The sequence below is a fragment of the Streptomyces milbemycinicus genome (assembly GCF_002154605.1).
Taxonomy (GTDB): domain Bacteria; phylum Actinomycetota; class Actinomycetes; order Streptomycetales; family Streptomycetaceae; genus Streptomyces; species Streptomyces milbemycinicus.
In genome coordinates this window covers 1-22,063 of record NZ_MUNE01000289.1, presented here as the reverse complement: position 1 = coordinate 22,063, position 22,063 = coordinate 1, and the positions used below count along the sequence as shown (strand labels likewise).

Genomic DNA, 22,063 nt, shown 5'->3' with positions numbered 1-22,063 from the left:
CTCGCCAGGGTGAGGCGAGGGCCGCGGCGGATGATGCCGAGGCCGCGGATACCGCGCTGCACCGAGTCCTGACCACCGGCGTGCCCGTGATCGGGCACGAGCAGCGGACGCGCCCACCCCGGATCCCCGGGCGGCAGCGGTACACCTCGCTGTCCGCCGTTCGGTTGGAGGGCATCCACGGTCGGCCAACCGGTGTGGCCACGCTGGTCACCGACACCGGCGGGCGGTATCGCTCTCACCAGCGGCACCTGGACCTGCTCCACCAGGCGTCGGCCCACATCGGCCGTTCCCTCGACGTCAAACGCACCGCCCAGGATCTGGTGGACGTGCTCGTTCCGGCCCTCGGCGACGTGGCGTGGGTGAACGTGGCGGAGGCCGTGTTCGACGGTGACGAGCCGCCGAAGCTGGTCGGCGCGGGAGATCCGCATCTGCGTCGTACCGCGATAGCCTCGGCCGGTCCCAGGCTCGGCGCTCTCCTCCAGCCCGGCGCGGCGATCCCTCCCTACCGGGACACCCCCGGCCTGCGACGCCTTCAGCACGGCGGGGCCGTCATCATCGACCCCGCACGAGCGGTCGCGCTGGTCAACAGCGCCGAACCGATCCAGCGGTTTGTCCCCGAGCACGGGCACTCGGGCATGTGGGCGCCGTTGTTCGCGCGCGGCCTCGTGCTCGGCACCGTCACCCTCTGGCGTACCGGGGAAGCCGAGCCCTTCGAGCAGGACGACGCGGACCTGCTGACCGAGATCACCTCCCGGGCGGCGCTGAGCGTGGACAACGCGCGCCGCTACACCCGCGAACACCGCGCGGCCGTCGCCCTGCAGCAGCGCCTGCTCCCCCGTACGACCACCGACACCGCGGCAGCCGAGACGGTCGGCCACTATCTGCCCGCCGCCGGCGGAGCCGAGGTCAGCGGCGACTGGTTCGACGCCATCCCCCTGCCCTCGCTACGCGCCGCCTTCGTCGTCGGCGATGTCGTCGGCCGCGGTCTGCATGCCACCGCCACCATGAGCAGTCTCCGCACTGCCGTCTACACCCTCGCCGACCTGGAGATGGACCCCGACGAACTCCTCACCCACCTTGACGACCTCGTCACCCACCTGGCCACCGAGACCGACCAGACACACCAGGACGCCATCGGCGCCACCTGTCTGTACGCACGCTACGACCCGGTCAGCCGACGCTGCACCATGGCCAGTGCCGGCCATCCGCCCCCCATTCTGATCCAGCCCGATGGCACCGTCCGCCTCCTCGACCTCGCCCCCGGACCGCCTCTGGGCGTCGGCGGTATGCCCTTCGAAACCACCACACTCGAACTGGACCCCGGCAGCGTCCTCGCCCTCTATACGGACGGCCTGATCGAAGGCGCCGACCACGACCCCGCGGCCGGCCTCCGACGCCTGATCGACCGCCTCACCGCACACTCCCGCCAAGGCGGCTCCCTGGACGTCCTCGGGCGCGCTGTACTCGACGATGTCGCCGACCCATCGCCCCGCGACGACATCGCCCTGCTCCTTGTCCACGTCCGCGCCCTGGCACCGGACGCCACCGCTGTCTGGGAATTCCCCGCGGACCCCGCCGTCGTCACCGAGGCCCGCAACGCCGTCACCCGCCAACTGGGCGCCTGGGGACTCGATGAAGCCGTGTTCACCACCGAACTCATCGTCAGCGAACTGGTGACGAACGCGATCCGCTACGCCGGCGGCCCCGTCGGCCTGCGCCTCATCCGCCATGACTCGCTCATCTGCGAGATCACCGACCCCAGCAACACCCAACCCCGTCTGCGCCGCGCCCGTACCACCGACGAGGGAGGCCGCGGCCTCTTCCTCGTGGCCCAGCTCGCCGGCCGCTGGGGCAGCCGCTACGGCCAATCCGGCAAGACGATCTGGGCCGAGCAGAGTCTGGCCGCTGATCCGGCGGGGGCTTTCGCCGATGTGAAGTAGCAAGGGGCAAGGGAGGAGGGCCGGTACCGGCCCTCCTCCCTTGTGGGTTTGGTTGTGGTGTGTGTCAGATGGCTTGGGCGGTGGGGAGGATGGTGATTTCCGTGAGGTTGACGTGGCGGGGTACCGCGGCCATGAAGGCGATGGTTTCGGCGATGTCGGCGGACTGGAGGCAGTCGATGTCGTGGATGAGGTTGGCCATGAGGGTGCTGGCGTCGGGGTCGGTGACATGGTTGGGGAGTTCGGTGTCGACCATGCCGGGTTCGATGGTGGCCACGCGGACCATCTTGGGTCCGAGTTCGACGCGCAGCAGGCGGGTGAGGTGGCTGATGTAGGCCTTGGTGCCGGAGTAGATGGAGAACTTCTCCAGGATGCGGGTGGCGGCGATGGAGGAGGTGTTGATGAGGTCGGCGGGCTTGCCGTCGGCGGCAGCGGCGGTGAGGTGGGGGAGGAAAGCGGCGATGACGTTCATGAGGCCGGTGATGTTGAGGTCGATCTGGCGTTGCCACTCGTCGACCTTGAGTTCTTCGATGCCGGAGATGAGCTGGACGCCGGCGTTGTTGAAGACGAGGTCGGGGGTGCCGAGCCGGCTGGCGATCTGCTGCGCGGCGGCGTGGACGGCGTCTCGGTCGGTGACGTCGACGGGCAGGGCGAGGGCCGTGCCGCCGGCGGTTTCGATGTTCTTGACGACGTCGTCGAGCTTGTCCTTGCGGCGGGCCAGGACGGCGACCTTGGCGCCCAGGGCGGCCAGGCGTTCGGCGGTGGCGGCGCCCATGCCACTGGAGGCACCGGAGACGACGACGACGCGTCCGGCGAGCGGGGTACCGGTCAGGAGAGTGGTCATGATCAGGTTCCTGGGGTGAGGTGTGGCGTGGGTGGGGGTGTGTGGTGGCGTGGGTGCCCGGCCGGGCCGGCGAGGGGTGCCGGCCGGGCCGGGCGGTTCAGGGAGCGACGCTGACCGGCCGGGCTGGGTGGCCGGTCCGGCCGGCACGGGTGTGACCCGCGTGCGGGAGTCAGGCGGCGTCGTCGTGTGCGGTGGCGGCGGACTTCTCGCGCCAGGGGGTGAGGTCGTCCCGGATCTGCTGGATCTTTACCTCGAGGCGCTCGATGGTGTCGCTGCCGAGGTAGAGGTGGGTGGGGAGCTTGTCGCCGGTGGCGGCCTCGACGATCAGGGCGGCGCCCTTGACCGGGTCGCCGAGCTGGGCGTGGTTGGCCTGGTCGATCCAGTCGAGGGTGGTGTGGGCGGGGGTGTCGTCGTAGTCGGCGATGCGCTGGGCGGCCACGGACAGGGAGCTGGCGTCGAGGAAGTCGGTGCGGAAGACGCCGGGCTCGACGACCATGGACTGGATGCCGAAGGGCGCCATCTCCACGGACAGGGCCTCGCTGATGCCGGCGACGGCGAACTTGGAGGCGGAGTACATACTCACGCCGGGCTCGCCTTCGAATCCGGAGCGTGAGCCGATGTGGACGAGCTTGCCGGAGCCCTGCTTGCGCATGACGGGCAGGACGGCGCGGGTGACGTTGATCAGACCGAAGACGTTGAGGTCGAACAGGGAGCGGGCTTCGGCGTCGCTGATCTCTTCCAGTGCGCCGAGGAGGCCGCGTCCGGCGTTGTTGACCAGGACGTCGATGGTTCCGAAGTGGTCCACGGCTGCCTGGACGGCGGTGGGGATGCTGTCGTTGTCGATGACGTCCAGGGCGACGGCCAGGACGTTGTCGGTGTTCTTGAGGTCGTCGGGGATGCGGTCGGGGTTACGGACCGCGACGACCACGTTGTTTCCGTTCGCTACGGCAGCGCGGGCGATTTCCGCGCCGAGACCGCGGGACGCGCCGGTCACAAACCACGTAGCCATGGGGATGCCTCTTTCTGGGGATTGCTTTCTTGCTTGACCGGTCGTTCGTCCGCCGGTGATTTCAAGACTGCGCCCTGCGGCCAGAGGCAGGAAGGCCGAGAGTTTCCTGGGAGTGCCACACCCAGACTGTCGAGACCCACTTCCCGCTCGCACCCGCTGGGGATGTCCGGGGATGTGATCCGCCGGCCGCCGCAGGGGGCCTGGTTGGCGCCGTGAGGAGGTCGCCACCCGACCGGGGTCAGCACGGACTATGACATGCACCTGGAGCAGGGCCGGGAACGGCACCTCTCGCAGCAGCACCGTCCCGGTCCCGTCCTGGCGCTCCTCAGGGCGTGAGGTAGCAGGTCTTGCTCACCCCGGGCAGCGGATCGGTGCCGATCGCCGCCGTGGTGCAACCGGTCCCACCGGTGAACGACTTGTAGACGAAGCGGCCCCGTGCGCCGTAGGCGACGGTCCGCTGTCCGCTGAAGGCGCACGTGCTGCCTTCAGCTGAGCAGGCCGTGGCGTAGCCGGGCGGACCGCCGGTGGCGGTGTAACAGGCCTTCGACTCGCCGGGGATCGGGTCGCCGAACGTGGCGTCGGTGCACGGGGTGTCGCCGGTGGCGGTGCTTGTGGTGAACGCGCCGAAGGCGCCGTACATCACCGGCTGCCCCGCGGCGGCCGGGCAGGTGCCGTTCTGGGACGCGCACTTGGTCCAGCCGCCGGGCGGGCCTCCATCGGGCGGCAGGTAGCAGGACTTGGTGACGCCGTCGATAGGATCGCCGAAGTGTGCGTTGGTGCAGGCGACGGAGCCGTTGGTGACCTGATGGGCGAAGTTGCCGTTGCCGCCGTACACCACGTCGCGGTTGTAGCCGGGAACGGAGCAGGTGCCGCCCTCGGCGGCGCAGACGGTGTATCCGGGCGGGCCGCCCGCATCGGCGACATAGCAGGACTTGAGGAGATTCGACGCCGGGTCGCGACCGAAGGAGGCGTTGGTGCAGGCGGTGCCGTCGGTCGCCGTCTTGTACGTGTACGTCCCGGCCCCGTAGGCCACCGAGCGGGTGCCGCTGAAGGAGCACGTACCGCCCTCGCCAGCGCACCGGGTGAAGCCCGCGCGCAGGGCGCCGGTGCCCGGCTCGGCAGGCACGGGAGGATTGCCCAGTCCTGTGGCGTTCACGGCGTAGCTGCCCGGGGCGACGCCGGTGAGGTAGACATAGGTGTCGTCCTGGCTCGCGCCGGTGATTCCTGGGGCGGGTGTGAAGGTTCCGTTGCTCCAGACCACAGTGCCGTTCACGGACACCGAGATATTGCCGCCGCCGAACTTCGGGACGCCGATACGGCCGGTGGTGCCGGATGGGCTGGTGAGGTGCGCCGCGTAGGTGCCGGCGGCGGGGGCGCGGGACCAGGACGCGTTGATGGCGCCCTGGGGCATGGTGATGCGGCCCTCGGCGCTGGTCAGATCGCCGGGGTGCGGGACGAAGCGGTACGCGCCGGTCGCCGACTCCGGTGCGGTGCCCAGCACGTCGAAGGTGAGCGTGGAGGTGGGCGCGGTGGACCAGCCGTGGGCCAGGCTCATGAACGAACCGCCGTAGGCGAGGCCGCCGTCGGCCTTGACGCCCTCCCAGAAGGTGCTCTTGGTGCCGATATCGCTGCTGAGCATGTGGCCCCAGGTACGGCGGATCTGTGCCAGGGCGGTGTAGTCGTCATTGGCGGTGAAGCGGGCGTTCAGCTCCATGCCGCCCGCGAAGGGCGACACGTTGCCGCCCCACTCGGGGGTGGTCGGGCCGTAGGCGCCCCAGCGGGTTCCGAGCCGGGTGATGATGCTCCGCGACTTCGCCGTGGAGTCGGTGAGCCCGTACCAGACGGCGAGCGAATTACCGTCCTGAGGGTGCAGACCGCTGGTCGGGTTGTCCTTGTACATGCCCTCCGCGGCGTCCCACAGACGGGAGTTGGCCGCGGCCTTGATGGCGGCCGCCTTGCCGGCCCAGCTCGCGGCGAGCGCGCTGTCGCCTTCGACCGTGGCCAGAGTGACACCGGTCTTGAGCGTGGCGTACAGCAGGGCGTTGGCGATCTCCCGCATCTCGTACCGGCCCCGATGGCCGCTGACCGAGGGATGCGCGGCCTTCCACGCAGCGATCACCGGCTCGACCAGCGACCACTGCTCGTCGGACAGATCGGTCTTGTAGGGCTTGCGCTCGCTCACGGTGCCCAGCCCAACATGCTCATGGCCGCCAACCGGCCGGGATGCCGCACCGCCACACGTTCAGGCGACGACAAAACTCTTATGTACTCTCATTCCTCCCTCTCAGACCTCCGGGTGTCCGCCGGCGCGCCAGCGGAGGAAGGATTCGCGGGCCCGGATCACCCGGCGGCGCACCGGTGGGATCCGCAGCAGCAGGGACGGGACGAACACCATCAACTGCCCGGATTCCTCGGGGCAACCCGGCAGCAGGAGCAGGTGGAGCGTGACGAGCGCCAGCACGACGTAGACGAGCCGGTGCAGTCGCTTCCAGTCGCTGCCGAACCGGCGCATCGACCACCGGTTGGAGGTGATCGCGAGGGGGACAAGCAGCAGGGTGGCGAGGGTACCGGCGGCGAGGAACGCCTGGCCGGCCACCCCGGCGCGCCAGCCGTCGGTGGACATCGTGGCGGCGAGGACCAGGTCCAGGGCGGCGAGGGCGAAGGTCCACAATCCGAGGTCCCGCGCCAGGATCTGGTGCCATCGCCAGCCGGTGACCGTGGTGACCGGCGTGATCGCGAACGTCACGGCGAGACTCAGCAACGCGGCGTTTCCGAGTATGCCGGCGGCGTTCTGCTTCAGCGTGGCCACGGCGCCGTCGTCGCCGGTGAGCGCAGCGGCCAGCAGCACGGTCACCAGGAGCACCGGGATCAATGGCAGCAGCCGCAGGATGATGAGGGTTGGGCGCGGGAGCCACCTGGGGACGCCGAGCGCCCGTGACCGGCGCGGAGGATCTACTGTCTGGTTGCCGGGTGCGATGCTGGTCATCTGGTCCTCCCCTGCTCATGAGCCGACGGTAGGTTCCATTTCTTAGGTATCCGTAAGAGCGCGGTCCTCAGCGACGCGCTAATCCTGGCCTCAGGTTGATCGGGGACAATGAGCGGCAAAAGCATCGACTGGAAGGGGGCGGGCCGGCGTGCGGATCATGATCGCGGATGATGACGCGGCCATCCGTGAGTCGCTGGAGCGGGTGCTCCAGGTCGAGGGTTACGACATCAGCACCGTCGCCAACGGTCTCGCCGTGCTCGACGGGGTCGGTGGGGCCAGCGGTGACACGCTGGATCTGCTGCTCCTCGACGTGATGATGCCCCGCCTCGGCGGGTTGGAGACCTGCCGGCGGTTGCGGGCCGCGGGTCGGGATCTGCCGGTGCTGATGCTGACCGCCCGTGACCAGGTCTCCGACCGGGTCGCGGGGCTGGACGCGGGCGCCGACGACTACCTGCCCAAGCCGTTCGCCACCGAGGAGTTGCTGGCCCGGGTGCGGGCCCTGCTGCGCCGGCGCACGCCGACCGACGGGGAGTCGCAGATCCTGTCGTTCGCCGACGTCCAACTCGATCCCGACAGGTTCGAGGCGTGGCGGGGCGGGCGGCCGCTGCACCTGACCCGGACCGAGTTCTCCCTCCTGCAGGTCTTCGTGCGCAACGCGACCCGGGTCTTGACCCGCGACGCGCTGTTCGAGGCGATCTGGGGCTTCGGCATGAGCTCCACCGCCAACAACCTCCAGGTATACGTGAGCTACCTGCGCCGCAAGATGGAGGCCGAGGGTGAGCCGCGATTGATCTACACGCTGCGCGGCCTGGGATACACGTTGCGGGAGACTCCTCCGTGAGCAGGCCCGCCAGCCGGGAACCGCGCCGGCTGACCCGATGGTGGCGCCGGCGGTCCCTGCGGACCAGGCTGACGGTGATCGCGGCGACGGCCATCGCGGTCAGCGTGTTCGTGGCCTTCCAGGTGGCCAGCGAGCTACTGGACTGGGAGCTGCAGGACACCGCCGAGAATCAGCTACGCGCCGACTCCCGCGTCCTGGCGACGAACGCGGAGCGCGCCGGTCTGGCGCAGGTCCAGCTACCGCCGTATCCCGGATCCGGTCGGCTGGTGCGGGTCATCCTGCCCGACGGCTCGATCCGGACGCCGGCCGGCCAACCCGCGCTGCCCCCGGTCAGCGAGCACGCCGGGCGCGTGGCGCAGGGCGCGTCGGCCGACCTGATGGAGTCGAACGACAGCGACGACGACGGCTACCTCATCTACACGCTGCGGGCGGGCGACGGCGCGGTCCAGGTGGCCCGCGCCGTCGACGACAGCCCGATCAACCGGTTCGGGTTGGGCATGCTGCTGATCGGGCTGCTCTGCGTGGTCGGCGGCGCCCTTGTCGGGCGGACCGTGGCGCGGACCGGGCTGGCACCGATCGACCGGCTGACCGCCGCCGCGGTACGTGTCGCGCACACCCGGCATCTCGACGCCGACATCCCGGATGAGGGCGGTGGGGAGATCCGGCGGCTGATCCAGTCGATCAACGACATGCTCGCCGCGCTCCGGGACTCCCGGCGGGCCCAGCGGCTGCTCGCCGAGGACGCCGCCCACGAGCTCAAGACCCCGCTCACCAGCCTGCGCCTCAACGTCGAGCTGCTGATCCGGCTCGATCGGCGCGGCACCCTGGACAGCGCACTGCCGGCGGAGAGCCGGACCCGGCTGCTCAACGATCTCGGCGCCCAGGTGGCCGAGTTGAGCACCCTTGCCGCCGAGCTGACCGACCTGGCGCGCGGTGACGTCAGCGACGAGAGCACCGAGGTGCTCGACCTCGCCGACGTGGTGGTGGCCGCCGCGACCCGGGCGCGTTCCCGCGTGCCCGACATCGAGGTCGCGGTCGACGTGACCTCTGTGTGGGTGAGCGGGCGTCCCGCTGCGCTCGAGCGGGCGGTGCTCAACCTCATCGACAACGCCGGCAAGTGGTCCCCCGCGGACCAGCCGGTCCAGGTCCGGCTCCGTGCCGAGGGCGCGTCGGCGGTGCTCGAGGTCGACGACGCCGGGCCGGGCATCGACGCCGCCGACGTACCGCGGGTGTTCGACCGGTTCTACCGTGCCGACAGCGCCCGGGCGTTGCCGGGATCCGGTCTGGGGCTGTCGATCGTGCAGCGGGTCGTCGACGCCCACGGCGGCCGGGCCACCGTCGCCCGCTCCGCACGCGGTGGCGCGCTGCTTCGGGTCGACCTTCCGGCCGCGGCCCCGCCCGCCCCGATCGCGCGGCTCACCGCCGGGGAGGACACCGCGGTGCGCTGACCCGCCCCGGCGGCGCGGCGCAGGACAAGGGACGGCGGCCCTCGGGCATGGCCCCGCGCGGCTCACCGTCGGGGCAGGACACCGCGGTGCGCCGACCCCAGCCCCGGCGCGTGGCGCAGGACCAAAGGGCGGCGACCGTCGGGCCCATGAAGAGATCCGGGACGGGCCTGGGGCTTGCAGATCATTAACGCGTCGTCTTGATCTTGCTGTTGGGGTGGCTGCTTTGGGCAATGACCCGGGCCTGGAGGGCTGCGAGAGTGGTGGGCGGTGTGGTGGCCGGCGGGATGACGATGCTGTGAGTCTCGAGGAGTCTCCTGATCTTCAGCAGGGTGCGGTGCATGGCGGTGCGGCTGCTGCCGAACAGCACGGCGAGGGGTTCCGCCGCGAGGGCAACCCGCAGGTGGAGCACGGTGGCCAGGACCTGCTCGGGGAAGGCGAGCCGGGGCGGGCGGCCGCGCTGGGTGTCCCCTTCCGAGGCCAGGGCCTGGGCGAGGTGGTGTAACTGGTGTGGGGACAGTCCGGTCAGTGCGGGGTCGGACAGCAGGGCCTGGTCCCACTCCGACGTCGGTGTCTGCGGGTCTCGGGGCGCCGGGATGGCCGGGGCCGGCTGCGGGTGGTGAAGTCGGCCCGAAGCGCGGTCTCGTCTTTCGATCGAGCCGTTTCTTCGGGCCGCTTCCCGCACCCGGCGTGCCACTCTCATGGCACCGGGCGCTCCACAATTCCCGCTTTGCTGTCGATGATCGTCCTCATGCCGTGGTCGGCCAGGGGGAAGGGATGGCCGCGCCCCGGTAGCGGTAGCGCGTTGTGCGCACCTTTCCGGGGTCGAACAGCGTCCGTTTCTCTCCAGCTGGCCGCCAACCTCTCCCGCAGTAGCGGCGGCGGAGGTCCTTCCAGGTGATCCTGCGGTGTTTGCGGCGCAGCCATTTCATGACCTGGCTCCATGTGTACGAGCTCAGGTATTGGAATGTCGCGCTGGACACGCCGGGTCGGAAGTAGGCGCACCAGCCCGGCAGCATCCGGTTGAGCTGGATGAGCAGGGTGTCGAGCGGCTGGTTCGTGGCCATCTTCCGGCACGCCGTTTTGACCTTGCTCATCACAGCCGCGAGGGCCTTGCGTGAGGGGTAGGTGTAGACGTAGTACCGGCTGGTTCCTCGTTTGCGGTGGCGCTGGATGTGCCACCCGAGGAAGTCCAGTCCCTCATCGATGTGGGTGATCAGGGTCTTCTCCGGGGATAGGCGCAGGCCCATCGTGGACAAGACCCCTGCGATCTCCTCGCGCAAGGCTTCGGCGTCGCCTTCCGTGCCGTGGACCATCAGGCACCAATCGTCCGCGTACCGCGATAAGCGGTAGTTGGGGAGACCTTGACGGCGACGCTGTTCCCGCCCCAGCTTGCTGCTTCCGGGTCCTCCCGGTCCCTGGGCGACGTACTCGTCCAGGACCGACAGGGCCACGTTGCTAAGCAACGGCGACAAGATCGAACCCTGCGGGGTTCCGGCGCTGGTTTCCCGCAGCACGCTATCCTCACCGAGGATCCCCGCTTTGAGGAACGCCTTCACCAGGTCAAAAACGCGTTTGTCCCCGATCCGAAGCCGCACCCGGTCGAGCAAGTCGGGATGCGAAATCTCGTCGAAGCAGGCCTTGATGTCACCTTCCACGATCCACTCATACCCGTGGGACGTGAAGTGGCGGACCTCGGCCACCGCGTCGTGAGCCCGGTGGTTCGGACGGAACCCGTAGGAGCACGGGAGGAAATCCGCCTCAAAAATCGGCTCCAGCACCAGCTTCAAGGACGCCTGCACCACCCGGTCGGCGATCGTCGCGATCCCCAGGCGGCACAGCTTGCCGCCTGTCTTGGGGATCATCCGCTCCCGCACCGGCAGCGGACGGAAACTACGATCCTTGATCGAGCCTCGTAGCGCGTCGAGGAAGTCCTCAACGCCCGTCCGCTCCGCGATGGACGCCGCTGTGCGGCCGTCCACCCCGGCGGTCTTGGCGCCCTTGTTACCCCGCACCCGATCCCACGCGACCAGCAAGAACGCGGGATCGGCACAGAGGTTGAAGAGGTCATCGAACCTGCGATGAGGATCATCACGGGCCCAACGGTGCAGCTTGGCCTGGATCTCCAGTACCCGGCGCTCCGCCTCATGCGTGGCGTGCTCCAGTTCGTCGATATTCACCGATGACCTCCCGGTCTTCCAGTTCCTCGACTGCTGAGTTGCTGGCCCCCTTCGCCATGTGCGCGCCATTAACACGCTCGGACTACTACGGGGCCTCCGCCACGTCCTGGCGTCGTCAGCCGACGACGGGCCTTGCCCTCCGCCTGGCTGGCTGCCAGACGGGGAGGGCGACACCAGGACGCTTCCCACGTTCACCACCCACCGGTCGACGAGTGAGCCGTCCAGCTCTACCCCGACAGCATCGCCACGCCTACGCCGCAGGCTTTCAACGTGGCCTCCCCACCGGCACCCTGAAGTCGGCTTCGGAGTCGTCACCCGGAGGTGGCGTGCGCTGCACCCGGCCCACATCTTCCAGATTGGAGCCGGTGGAACTCTTACGGGGCGTCAGACACTGGTTCCTCTCGTACGGCGTCTCGTCTTGCTTGCCGGACCCGCGTCGTCTGGAAGTACCGACGCGTCCCTTCGTTGTCAGGGCTGCTCCCACCTCCGCGTGCATCTCCACGCATCGGCTGCCCTCAGCTTCACCAGCCTGCTGCGACAGGCCGGCGGTAGGGGTCTTCCACCCCTACCCGGTATCAAGTGGCGCCTCGTGGCGCACCAGGGCGTAGTTCCAGTCGCCGTGGAAGGCATGGCGGGTCAGTGGTAGGGCTGCCATTTCCGCGTCGCTGATGGCGACTCCTGTGGGGTAGGTGTTGGTGTCCAGCTGGGCCCTGACGCGCAGCCCGGTGCGGGTGGTGGTCGCGGCGATCGACTCGACGATGACTTCGTGGCTGGTCAGCGGGTGGCCGCGCCAGTTCATGGTGATGTGCGAGAAGAGCCGGTGCTCGATTTTGTTCCACTTCGATGTGCCGGGTGGCAGGTGGCAGACCGTGGTGGTCAGGCCCGTCTCGGCGGCGAGCCGGGCGAGTTCGAGCTTCCAGGCCCGGGTGCGGTAGCCGTTGGAACCGCCCGCGTCGGCGGTGATCAGCAGCCGTGTCGCCTGCGGGTAGGCGGTGGTGCCCTGGCCGTGCCACCAGCGGCGGATCGATTCCACCGCGAATGCCGCGGTGTCGTGGTCGGTGCCGACGTTGACCCAGCCGGTGTTCGCCGCCAGGTCGTAAACGCCGTATGGAATGGCCTTGCCCAGCTTCGGGTCGGCGAAGTCGTGGATGTGCACTGGCACCGGGTCACCGGCAGGCCGCCACGAACGACCGCTGTTCTTGAACTCTCCGACGAGGTCGGGTAGCGGGAGCACATTGCTGTGCTCCCGCCCCCTCAGAACCGTGCATGCCCGTCGTCCGAGCACACGGCTCAGGCAGGCCCCGGAGGGCTGCTGGCAGGTTGCAGTGCTGTCCCACTGCCGGTGCTAGCACCGCGCCAGCGGTGGCAGTGGGTGTGGATCAGGCGGAGACAGGCGGCGCTGTCCGGTGTGCTGCGGCCCGGCTCGGTGGTGATCGCGTTTTTGCGGACCGCCTGTCGGGTCACCTTGAGCCACTGTTCCCATTCCGATGGGCTCTGCGGTTCGCGGTCGGCGTGCAGGAGGAGCCCGTCGCAGAGCGGACAGCGGCCTTGCTGCTTCTGCAGCAGTCGCAGCCCGGTCGTACTCAGCGGGGGTTTTCTCTTTCTCCGTCGTGCAGCCCAGTATTCGCTCAGGGCCGGGTCGTCGACCGACGCCCGGCCCGGAACCATCTGGTGCCGGACAATCTTGGTCCAGGCGAACTTGGTGAGATAGGCCCCGGATTCCCGGTCACCGAATACCCACCGGTCCTGTCTGGACCGGTTGAACCGACCGAAATATCGGGACGCCACCCAGTGCTTCGACTTCTTCGGGTGGTTGTGCTTGGCCCACTTGTAGGTGAGTTTCCACATGTGGAAGTCCAGGGAGGCGAACGCCTCGCTGGACACCACACCCCGGTAGTAGGCGGCCCAGCCCCGGATGATCGGGTTGAGTTTGGCGATCACCGCTGCGGCGTTGACCCCTCGCAGGTTCACCACCTCGGCAGAGAGCCGGTCCCGAATCCGTTGCAGGGCAGCCCTGCTCGGCTTGATCAGCAGCGTGCCGCGATAACGGCGGACATTGAACCCCAGGAAGTCGTAGCCGTCATCGAGGTGCGCTATGCGCGTCTTGTCCTCATTGAAGACCAGCCCCCCGGGCGCCAGCCATGCGGCGAGCCGCGTCTTGACCTGTTCGGCCTCGTCATGACTGTGACAGAGAGCCACAAGATCGTCGGCCTTTTTGGATCATCCTGTGCCCGCTGGGGAGTTGGGCCTTCCTTGCGGTCGGCTTACCGGAGAAGATGCCTCCGGACCCCATCGCGGTTACCACGTTCCACGCGAGCGAGATACGACCGGGGTGGGTGCCCCCTATACTCCGGGACGGCGATGCTCTCCCGGCTGACAAAGAATCCCCAACCGGCGCCTGCCGCTTCTCAGCGGCCAGTCCTGCACCCCGCTGGAACATCCCATCTGCGGGGCCAAAGATCACGAAGCATCATCAGGGGTTCAGTCGCCTTCACCCGTCCGGTCTTCCCCTTGCCTGTGGTCTGCGGATGGAACACAGACCCTTGGGCTTCTCCCCCGAGCTCCGCACCGAGCCGTTGCCGGCAACGCACGTCGGGGTGGGGACTGGCCTTGAGCACTGGCCAGGAACTACGCTGCCGACGTCAACCGTCGCGCCTCTGACCAGCGCATTCACTCATCTCGTGCAGCATCGTGTCGCACTTCCTTCTTCTTGGTGTCCACGCTGATCACCGGCTGGCCGGCATCCCGGTGCGCACGTGCCTGCTCGTTGAGATAGCGGAACTGGGCATCGCGGTCCGCATGCTGGCCGCCCTCCAGGGTCTTGGCATTGGCCTGCAGGCTGAAGCCCTCCTCTCGCAGCAGTGCAGCAACGGTGTCCGCGCTGATTCGGTGTCCGGCCCGGGTCAGCTCCCGAGCGAGGGTGCGGGTCGACTTCACCGTCCACCGCAGCGGCGACATCGGATCACCGCGCTCGTCCGGCTCGACCAGCGCCAGCAGTGCGGGCCGCAACCCCGGATCGAGGTCCGCGATCCACTTGCGCCCTCCGCCTGGCCGCCGCACCCGCCTCAACGGGGCCTCGCCGGCCTCCAGCTCGAGCACCCCCCTGCGGACCGTCGTCTCACTTACCCCGGCCGCCCGCGCAACGGCCCGGATTCCACCATGCCCCAGCACCCGGGCCTCCGCTCCCATCAGCAAGCGCCGCTGCCGCTCGTCGAGATGCGCGAACAAGACCGGAAACTTCACAGCGAGTTGGGCACGAGCCTCGTCCGGGATGCGCATACCACACCAACGAGCCCCAGAACGGGAAGCAACACCTTGATTCCCTGCAAGCCCTGGGTCCCCGTCCCGGATCTCGTCCGTGCCGCCGCGCTCACCGTTGCAGCGCGGGCTCCTCGTCGTCGGCGAGCGACTGTTGACCGTCCGGCAGCTCCGTCGCTGGACGGGACAGCCGGCTCGGCCACCAGATCCGCCGGCCGATCAGCAGGGTGAGGGCGGGCACCAGGACCGACCGCACCAGCAGGGCGTCGAGCAGCACGCCGAAGGCGACCAGGAACCCGACCTCGATCAGCATCACCAGCGGAAGTGTGGCGAGGACCGCGAACGTGGCCGCCAGGACCAGGCCTGCCGAGGTGATGACGCCACCGGTGGCCGAGAGGGCTTTGAGCATGCCCTCTCTGGTGCCGAGACGCACGGTCTCCTCCCGGGCCCGGCTGGCCAGGAAGATGTTGTAGTCGACGCCGAGCGCCACCAGGAACAGGAATGCCAGCAGCGGCACCGAATAGTCGATACCCTTGAACCCGAGGATCGTGTCGAAGACGAACACGCTGCCGCCGAAGGCTGCGGCGAATGAGACGATCACGGTGGCCATCAGGACCAGCGGGGCCACGATCGCGCGCAGCAGCAGCCCGAGGACGATCAGGACGACGGCGAGCACCAGCGGGATCACCAGCTTCTCGTCGCGGCTGGTGGTCACCTCGGTGTCGAGGTTCTCCGCACTCGGCCCGCCGACGATCGCCTCCGCCCCGCTCACCGCGTGCACGGCGGTGCGCACCCGCTTGATCGTGTCGTACTCTGCGACGGTGTCCGGCGCGTCCGTCGGGAACACGGAGATGTCGGCCCAGCCACCGCTGGTCTGCCCCGGGATGGCCAGGGCCACACCGCGAGTGCCCTTGACGATGTCGAGCACCCGCTCCTGGGACGCCGGCCGCGTGAAGATCGTCATCGGCTGGCCGCCGAGCTCCGGGAAGTGCTGGCGGAGAACGGTGAAGCCGGTGACCGACTCCGGCGCGGACAGGAACTGGTCCTGCTCCCGCAGGGCGCCGGTGTTGCCCGCCAGCCCGATGGCGAGCACGCCGAGGACTCCGAGCGAGCCGAGCGTCGCCACCCACCGGCGGCGGCTGATGGCGGTGCCGAGCCGTCCCCACAGCCCCGGCTTCTCCTCCACGGCCGTGCTGAACCGCGGGATGGCCGGCCAGAAGATCCGCCTGCCGAGCACCACGAGCACCGCCGGGAACAGCGTCAGCATGGCCACCAGCGCGCACAGGATGCCGGCCGCACCGATCGGGCCCAAACCGCTGGTGCTGTTCAGGTCCGCGACGAGCAGGCAGAGCAGGCCGGCGACCACGGTGGCCGCGGACGCGACGATGGCCGGCGCCGCGCCGCGTAGCGCGTGGACCATCGCGACCCGGACGTTCTCATGGTGGTGCAGTGTCTCCCGATATCGAGCGATGAGTAACAGCGCGTAGTCCGTGCCGACGCCGAATACCAGGATCGTCAGCAGCGCCGAGTTCTGGTCGTTGACCACGATGCCGAAGCCCTTGACGAGCAGGTAGACGGTCGCCATCGCGGTCAGTGCGGCCGCGCCAACGACCACCAGCGGGATGAACCACAACACCGGGCTGCGGTAGGTGAGGATGAGCAGGAGCGTGACGACGACGATGGTGGTGAGGAGGACCTGCACGTCGATGCCGTCGAAGACGGCGTCCATGTCGCCGTCGACCGCGGCCGGGCCGGTCACGTCGAGTTCCAGGCCGGCGGGGCGGTCCTTCGCGGCGTCACGCAACGGGCCGACGATGGCCTCCGGTCCGCCGTAGGTCGTGCTCACCTCGAGGGTGAACATCATCGCCTTGCCGTCGGTGGAGGGGCTCGTCGGTGAGCCCTCGTCGTCCTCGCCGGCCGCCGCCGTCGCCTTCGGCGGGTACCGCTTGGCAAGGGTGTTGTAGTGGCGCTCGACCGTCGCGCGGTCGGCGTCGGTCATGCCGTCGGCGCGGTGGTACACGAAGACGAACGTGTTGTTGTCACCGCCGGGGAGACTGTCCTCCAGCACCGCCACCTTGGTGGACTCGGCACTGGCCGGCAGGGTGTCTGCGGCGCTGTCGGTGGTGGCCGAGCTCAACTTTGCGCTCAGCGGCACCATGACCGCCGCCAGCACCACCCATAAGCCAATCACCAACCAGGGCACCCACCGGCCTGCCAACCGACCGGCCGGCGCTTCCCCGGACGGCGCTGCGTTGACTGCCATCACTAGCCTCCTACATACGGGTTACATCGCTTATCTGGATGCCTACTTCATACCGAGCGAACCTGAGACGACTGTTAATACGGCGCTCAGGCCGGTTGGCCGAACCATGTGCCCAGCGCACGCACCAGCGTGGTGGCGTCGAGGTCCTGCCCGGTAGGCAAGGCCCAGGCGACACAGCCGTCGGGCCGGATGAGCAACGCGTCGACGTCCACCCGATCCGTGCGGGCGGTGACGGTGTTGACCCGTCCGGTCCACGCGGCCGCGGCGTCGCGGACCTCCGCGCGGTCGACGAGGTCGAGCAGGAGCCCACGACCCTCACGCAGCAGGTCCGCCGACCGGGTCACCGCGGTGACGATGTCCGGGTCGGGCCGCTCCAGCGTCAACTTCATGTCCGGGCACAGGGTGCCGACGAGCCGGTGGTCGTCGCCCAGGTCGTACCGGACGTCCATGCCGGCGAGCATGTCGGCGACGTACCGGTGGGCGTCGTCGAGGTCCATCAGGTCGGAGAACATCTCCCACAGCGCCCTCGTCTGCGGGTCGGGTCGCATCAGGGCGATCTGGGCCCGGGTGTTCTGCAGCAGGCGCGCCGCGACCGGATGCCGTTCGGTGGTGTACGTGTCGGGGATGTCCTCGCCGACCCAGCCGCATACCACGGCCGCGAGCTTCCAGCCGAGGTTCGCCGCGTCGACGATACCGACGTTGAGGCCCTGGCCGCCGACCGGCGCGTACACGTGGGCCGCGTCCCCGGCCAGCAGGACCCGGCCGGTCCGGTACGTGGTCGCCTGCCGCGCGGTGTCGATCCAGCGGGTCCCGGACGACATCGTGGTGATCGTGACATCGGTGCTCGACGCCCAGAGCGTGCACGCGGCGGCCGGAGTGCCCGCTGAGTCGACGGGGCGTGATGCGGCAAAAAAGTACCGGGCCGCAAGCGCGGCCTGGCCGTTGACGTTCTGGGGTTGGTGATCGCGGTGGTCGCGGTGCCCGCGTCGGCGCACGAGAACGCCGTCGGGATCGCGCTGCTGGACAAGGTCGCCGCCGACACCGACGCCGTGGAGAAGGCCCTGGTCGACCAGGGCTTCAAGAACGCCGTCGTCGCGCACGGGGAGAAGGTGGGCATCGGGGTGGAGGTCGTGGAGCGCAATCCCGCGCAGACCGGGTTCGTTCCCCAGGCCAAGCGGTGGGTCGTGGAACGCGCCTATGGGATCTTGATGCTGCACCGCAGGCTGGTGCGCGACTACGAGCATCTGCGCCGCAGTTCGGAGTCGCGGGTGTACTGGGCGATGACCGCGGTGATACTGCGTCGGCTGACCGGGGCGACCACACCGGCCTGGCGCACCGCATGACCGGCGGGGAGCTGACGCTCGGCGCGGTGCTGGCGCGGCTGGAGGAGCGGGAACGCGAGATCACCGCACAGGCCGAGACGATGCGGGAACAGGTCGCGCAGCTGACCGCACAGCTCGACGAACTCGGCGGGCCGCCGAGGAAGTCCGGATCACCCGCAAGACACTGCTGGGGCTGCCCGACCCCGGGCCGCCCGCGCCGCCCGCGCCGCCGGCACCGAAGCTGCCGGATCATCCGGCCTACCAGCAGATCATGGCGGTGTTCACCGCGGCCGACCACCCGCTGCGGGCCCGGCAGGTGTGCGAGGCCATGGACCTGGCGGTCGCGCCCAACAACATCAACAACGTCCGCCTCAAGCTCAAGCGGCTGGCCGGCCGCGGGATCCTGACCGAGACCGAGCCAGGCTTGTTCACCCAGCCTCGGCCGTAGCCGACCGACGTCGCCACGACCTGCCCGCTCGTCCCGCACGAAACGAAGAATCGGCCATCAGGTCTCATACCGCCCTCTCAGGGCGTCAAGGGCCCCCTTGTGCACGCCCGTTGGGGTGATCGACGCCGCCACGGATGCGGAAGGCACGGCGCCGACGGACGGCGCGGGGCCTGCGGCCAGCACGGCGGCCGCGACCACGGCGCGGCCGAGTAAGCGGCGCCGACCTGGCGATCTGCTCAACGGGGGACGACGACGCATGGTGACCTCCCGGATCGGGTGCGGGAACATGGAAAACGCGATCCCTGAAACGATTCAAGCCCATGGTCCACGAGACCCGGTGACTGATCGGACAGCTGGATACACGAGGAGCCTCGTCGAAGTTCCACCGACGATGGGCGCCCGAGAACAGGGTGTCAACCCGTCACGGCCACCGCGAACCATCCCGGAACAGACACCCCTTGGGGGCATTGGCAGGGCCTCAACAAGCCGGTTCGGGCTTCAGGCCGACGTTGAGGGCTGCGTTGACATGGACGTCGAGCTGCGGCTCGCAGCCGCCCAGGGCCGTCAGCATGCCCAGGGTGACCAACTGACGGTCCGTCCGTCCGTCCGTACGTCCGTCCGACGGCCGGTTCGACCCGGTTGCGCTCGGGCTCCAGGCGCGGTCGATGGAGGCGCGGGCGACGCCGGCTCCGAGCGCACGGTGCGGGTAGGGGGCTATGCGATGTGCCGGTGACGCAGTGCCGGGAGGGTCAGCAGGACGCCAAGGGCGAGTGCAGCGGCGACTACGCGCAGGATGCCGCCGAAGCCCAGGCCGATGAGAGCGCCCGTAAGCTGCGGGCCCAGGCTGGCGCCGATGAACATGCTGCATCCGTAGAGGGCAACGGCCGCGCCGCCTGCGTGCGGGGCGGTGGCGTTGATGGTCTCGACCACGGCGGGTGCCGCTGCCGCGACGGCGGCCACGAACAGCAGCAGGGCGATGGCCAGCGGCACGGTGTGGCCGCCGACGAAGGAGCCGGTGGCGACGGCGAGGGCGGCCAGTGCGAAGGCGAGGACCGCGCGCAGGGGTGAGACCAGGCGCTGGAACGCGGGGGCGAGCAGGGGGACGGCGACCAGGGCGGGCAGTGCGCCGGCCCGCAGGGCCAGGATCGCGGAGGAGTTCCCGGCGACGCTGGGCGGTCCGGCGATGGCCACCGCCGTGTAGACGGCGACGAAGGAGGACATCAGGGCCACGGTGGACAGGTACAGGGCGGCCAGTCGAGGCCGACGCACCAGCTGCGGCATCGCCGCGAAGGCCTGCACCAGCCCGCCACCGGTGTCGTGGCGGAGGGTGGGCCGCAGCACGCGGCCCACCGGGATCAGGCTCAGGGCCATGAGGGCGGCGCTGAGCGAGAAGACCGCGCGCCAGCCGAGGCCGGCCGCGACGGCCTGGGCGCCGATCTGCATGATGACGGCGGCGGCGAGCATACCGCTGGTGATGCAGGTCAGGGCGGTGCCGCGGCGCTGTGGCGCGATGTGGCGCACGACGTAGGAGAGCGCGGAGGGCGCGAAGGTCGCGGCGGTCAGTCCCTGCAGGCTGCGCAGGGCAACGGCAGTGGGGAGGTTGGGGGCGGCGCTGACCGCCAGGGTGACCGCGGTGGCGGCGACGAGCCCGGCGGTGATCACAGCGCGCGATCCGTAGCGGTCGGAGAGCGGGCCCGCGACGAGAAATCCGGCGGCGTACGCGAAGCCGAACGCCGTCGCCGTCCAGATGGCCTGCCCGGGGGTCGTGCCGAGAGCTGTGGACATGGGGTGCAGCAGGGCCAGGACGGTGTACGTCTGGCCGACCATCAGGACGCCGAGCGCGGTCAGCAGGGCGATGGCCGGGGCGGCGGGCGCCCAAGTCGGCGGCTGGTCGGAGGTGCTGGTCCCGGCTGCGTGCCGGGCGGAAGCTGTGGGGTGGGACATGGGAACTCCAGAAGGGGGCGTCTGGTCGCCGCCCCGCGTGTTTGCGCGCGGCACCGGCCGATGGCACCGCCGGGATGCGGTGAGTGCCCCCGGCCGGGGAGGGAGGAGCAACGGCCGGGGTCGATCAAGGGGGATGCTCAGGCAGCGGGGGAAGCTCAGGCAGCCGGGGTGTTCAGCACGTACTCGCGCGATGCGTGCACCTCGCTGCGCAGGGCGGTCACGTCGACGTCGAGGACCTGTCCGTCCCACTTGCGGGGCTCGCCGTTGATGAGGACGGCGCTGATATTGCGGGCGTCGGAGCCCAGCACGACGGTGCCGATCGGGTCGTTGAGCGGCATGTTGTTGAGGTCTTCGGCCTGGATGACCAGCAGGTCGGCCTTCTTGCCCGGGGTGAGTGAGCCGGTGACGCCGGCCAGGCCGTTGGTGCGGGCGCCTTGGAGGGTGGCGAAGTCCAGGACGTCGTGGGCGGTGATGCGGGCGGGCTGCTGATCGGTGCCGTAGGCGGCGTTGACCGCGCGCATCCGCTGGATGGCGTGCAGGGCCCGCATCTGCGTGAACATGTCGCTGGCCAGGGCGACTTCGACATCGATGCTCAGTCCGGGGCGAATGCCGACGGACAGGGCCTCATCGATGGCGGGGATCGCGGTCTCCAGGCCGATCTGGGCGTCGGAGGTGGGGGCGAGTGCCACGGTGACGCCGGTCTCCCCCATCGCCTTCCATGCCTCGGTGGTCAGTCCGGTGGAGTGGATGAGGGTGACGTCGGGGCTGAGGATGCCGTCCTTGGCCCAGCGCAGGACCGCCTCGGAGGAGGACGTGCCGAAGACGGCGTCCACGCTCACTCCGATGCCCAAGTCCGCTGCCATGCGGGCGAGTTCAGGACCGTAGGCGAGTGCCGGTCCGGCGATCTCGTCGGTGGCCAGGGTCGCCAGGCGCAGGGTCAGCAACTGGTCGTCGCTGCTGAAGTACCGGTCCTTGAGGCGGGTCAGGTCGCCGGGCCACTGCCGGTCCCAGTCACCGAAGTGCGGCCCCATGGAGGCGTGGACACCGCGGATACCGGTGTCGCGGAGGGCCTCGACGGCGGCGTCGGAGTGCTCGCGGGTGCGGGAGTTGTGGGAGAAGTCGAGCATGGTCGTGATGCCGCTGTCGATCGCGGTCAGGGCGGCCAGCCTGGTGCCGATGTACATGTCCTCGGGCCGATAGACCGTGGCGTAGCCGGCCAGGGTGGCCATGACGTAGCCGCCGAGGTCGTCGACGTCCGGCATGATCCGGCGCAGCTGGGCCTCCCAGGCGTGCCGGTGGGTGTCGACGAAGCCGGGGGTGAGGATCGTGCCGGTGGCGTTGACGACCACGGCGTCGCCCGCGCTGAGGTCGGGTCCGACGGCGGTGATCGTGTCGCCCTCAACAAGGAGGTCGCCGCGGTCGATGACGCCGAGGTCGGGGTCCATGGTGACGATGGTCGCCCCGGTGAACAGGGTGCGCCGTTGGTCTGCGGGCCGACGCCGGAGCTCTTCGAGCACGGCGGCGCCGGTGGTGTCGTTGACGCTCATGAGGGGTCTTCCTTCGGTACGTGATGAGGGCCGGGAGGG

At 69.7% G+C, this 22,063-nt stretch carries 15 protein-coding genes and 4 pseudogenes; 5 read left to right on the top strand and 14 right to left on the bottom strand.

The annotated features are described in order from the left end of the window. Positions 1-1,940 (top strand): ATP-binding SpoIIE family protein phosphatase (locus CCN51_RS23020; protein ID WP_107426049.1); only part of this gene is annotated, 1,940 nt, incomplete at its 5' end. Positions 1,941-2,004: 64 nt separating this feature from the next. Here CCN51_RS23020 and CCN51_RS23015 read toward each other — a convergent pair. The 4 genes from CCN51_RS23015 to CCN51_RS23000 all read right to left on the bottom strand — a co-directional run bounded on the left by CCN51_RS23015 (position 2,005) and on the right by CCN51_RS23000 (position 6,776). Further along, on the bottom strand, positions 2,005-2,781 hold the full coding sequence (locus CCN51_RS23015) for an SDR family oxidoreductase (RefSeq protein ID WP_014182164.1): 777 nt from the start codon (positions 2,779-2,781) through the stop codon (positions 2,005-2,007). Positions 2,782-2,950: 169 nt separating this feature from the next. Next, positions 2,951-3,790 (bottom strand): SDR family NAD(P)-dependent oxidoreductase, encoded by an 840-nt coding sequence (locus CCN51_RS23010; RefSeq protein ID WP_014182165.1) that lies wholly within the window; start codon positions 3,788-3,790, stop codon positions 2,951-2,953. A gap of 325 nt (positions 3,791-4,115) precedes the next feature. Beyond that, a complete protein-coding gene (locus tag CCN51_RS60075) occupies positions 4,116-5,972 on the bottom strand; it encodes an MGH1-like glycoside hydrolase domain-containing protein (RefSeq protein WP_014182166.1) in 1,857 nt (618 codons plus the stop codon). 102 nt (positions 5,973-6,074) lie between these two features. After that, the gene (locus CCN51_RS23000; RefSeq protein WP_014182167.1) at positions 6,075-6,776 is read right to left on the bottom strand and encodes a ferric reductase-like transmembrane domain-containing protein; all 702 of its coding nucleotides are present in this window, start codon (positions 6,774-6,776) and stop codon (positions 6,075-6,077) included. Between the two features lie 148 nt (positions 6,777-6,924). Here CCN51_RS23000 and CCN51_RS22995 point away from each other — a divergent pair, with 148 nt between their 5' ends. After that, on the top strand, positions 6,925-7,617 hold the full coding sequence (locus tag CCN51_RS22995; RefSeq protein WP_014182168.1) for a response regulator transcription factor: 693 nt from the start codon (positions 6,925-6,927) through the stop codon (positions 7,615-7,617). Continuing rightward, complete coding sequence (locus CCN51_RS22990) at positions 7,614-9,065, top strand: HAMP domain-containing sensor histidine kinase (RefSeq protein WP_014182169.1); 1,452 nt, start codon at positions 7,614-7,616, stop codon at positions 9,063-9,065. Before CCN51_RS22995 ends, CCN51_RS22990 begins: the two co-directional genes overlap by 4 nt. A gap of 184 nt (positions 9,066-9,249) precedes the next feature. Here CCN51_RS22990 and CCN51_RS22985 read toward each other — a convergent pair. The 7 genes and pseudogenes from CCN51_RS22985 to CCN51_RS59295 form a co-directional block, all read right to left on the bottom strand. Further along, positions 9,250-9,681: pseudogene (locus tag CCN51_RS22985) on the bottom strand (helix-turn-helix domain-containing protein); the annotation flags it as partial. A gap of 130 nt (positions 9,682-9,811) precedes the next feature. Beyond that, entirely contained in the window at positions 9,812-11,242 is a 1,431-nt protein-coding gene (gene ltrA, locus CCN51_RS22980) for a group II intron reverse transcriptase/maturase (protein WP_014182171.1), read from the bottom strand. 565 nt (positions 11,243-11,807) lie between these two features. Further along, positions 11,808-12,461: pseudogene (locus tag CCN51_RS22975) on the bottom strand (ISAzo13 family transposase); the annotation flags it as partial. A gap of 71 nt (positions 12,462-12,532) precedes the next feature. Then, positions 12,533-13,441 carry a group II intron maturase-specific domain-containing protein gene (locus tag CCN51_RS22970; RefSeq protein ID WP_014182173.1) on the bottom strand — a complete coding sequence of 303 codons (909 nt, stop codon included), beginning with the start codon at positions 13,439-13,441 and terminating at the stop codon, positions 12,533-12,535. 498 nt (positions 13,442-13,939) lie between these two features. Continuing rightward, positions 13,940-14,521: pseudogene (locus CCN51_RS22965) on the bottom strand (ISAzo13 family transposase); the annotation flags it as partial. Between the two features lie 91 nt (positions 14,522-14,612). Next, on the bottom strand, positions 14,613-16,763 hold the full coding sequence (locus CCN51_RS22960; RefSeq protein WP_043488299.1) for an MMPL family transporter: 2,151 nt from the start codon (positions 16,761-16,763) through the stop codon (positions 14,613-14,615). An 86-nt stretch (positions 16,764-16,849) separates the two neighbouring features. Continuing rightward, entirely contained in the window at positions 16,850-17,584 is a 735-nt protein-coding gene (locus CCN51_RS59295; RefSeq protein WP_078610806.1) for an FAD-dependent monooxygenase, read from the bottom strand. A 138-nt stretch (positions 17,585-17,722) separates the two neighbouring features. On the opposite strand from CCN51_RS59295, the gene CCN51_RS57710 reads away from it, so the two are divergent. Together CCN51_RS57710 and CCN51_RS57705 are read left to right on the top strand one after the other, a co-directional pair. Beyond that, complete coding sequence (locus CCN51_RS57710; protein ID WP_014182177.1) at positions 17,723-18,106, top strand: IS5/IS1182 family transposase; 384 nt, start codon at positions 17,723-17,725, stop codon at positions 18,104-18,106. 250 nt (positions 18,107-18,356) lie between these two features. Continuing rightward, positions 18,357-18,533, top strand: a complete 177-nt coding sequence (locus CCN51_RS57705) for a hypothetical protein (protein WP_014182178.1) — start codon at positions 18,357-18,359, stop codon at positions 18,531-18,533. A 490-nt stretch (positions 18,534-19,023) separates the two neighbouring features. On the opposite strand, the pseudogene CCN51_RS22935 reads toward CCN51_RS57705, so the two are convergent. From CCN51_RS22935 to CCN51_RS22925, 3 genes and pseudogenes are all read right to left on the bottom strand, one after another. After that, a pseudogene (locus CCN51_RS22935) lies at positions 19,024-19,128 on the bottom strand (carboxymuconolactone decarboxylase family protein); the annotation flags it as partial. Between the two features lie 119 nt (positions 19,129-19,247). After that, entirely contained in the window at positions 19,248-20,477 is a 1,230-nt protein-coding gene (locus CCN51_RS22930) for an MFS transporter (RefSeq protein ID WP_014182180.1), read from the bottom strand. Positions 20,478-20,632: 155 nt separating this feature from the next. Next, positions 20,633-22,024 carry an amidohydrolase family protein gene (locus CCN51_RS22925; RefSeq protein WP_014182181.1) on the bottom strand — a complete coding sequence of 464 codons (1,392 nt, stop codon included), beginning with the start codon at positions 22,022-22,024 and terminating at the stop codon, positions 20,633-20,635. Positions 22,025-22,063: the final 39 nt, after the last annotated feature.

What these genes read in the sequence shown, in the direction of transcription:
- CCN51_RS22925 (WP_014182181.1), bottom strand. Translation starts at nt 22,024, where the DNA reads ATGAGCGTCAACGACACCACCGGCGCCGCCGTGCTCGAAGAGCTCCGG.
- CCN51_RS23000 (WP_014182167.1), bottom strand. Translation starts at nt 6,776, where the DNA reads ATGACCAGCATCGCACCCGGCAACCAGACAGTAGATCCTCCGCGCCGG.
- CCN51_RS22960 (WP_043488299.1), bottom strand. Translation starts at nt 16,763, where the DNA reads ATGGCAGTCAACGCAGCGCCGTCCGGGGAAGCGCCGGCCGGTCGGTTG.
- CCN51_RS59295 (WP_078610806.1), bottom strand. Translation starts at nt 17,584, where the DNA reads ATGTCGTCCGGGACCCGCTGGATCGACACCGCGCGGCAGGCGACCACG.
- CCN51_RS22930 (WP_014182180.1), bottom strand. Translation starts at nt 20,477, where the DNA reads ATGTCCCACCCCACAGCTTCCGCCCGGCACGCAGCCGGGACCAGCACC.
- CCN51_RS23010 (WP_014182165.1), bottom strand. Translation starts at nt 3,790, where the DNA reads ATGGCTACGTGGTTTGTGACCGGCGCGTCCCGCGGTCTCGGCGCGGAA.
- CCN51_RS23015 (WP_014182164.1), bottom strand. Translation starts at nt 2,781, where the DNA reads ATGACCACTCTCCTGACCGGTACCCCGCTCGCCGGACGCGTCGTCGTC.
- CCN51_RS57705 (WP_014182178.1), top strand. Translation starts at nt 18,357, where the DNA reads ATGGCGGTGTTCACCGCGGCCGACCACCCGCTGCGGGCCCGGCAGGTG.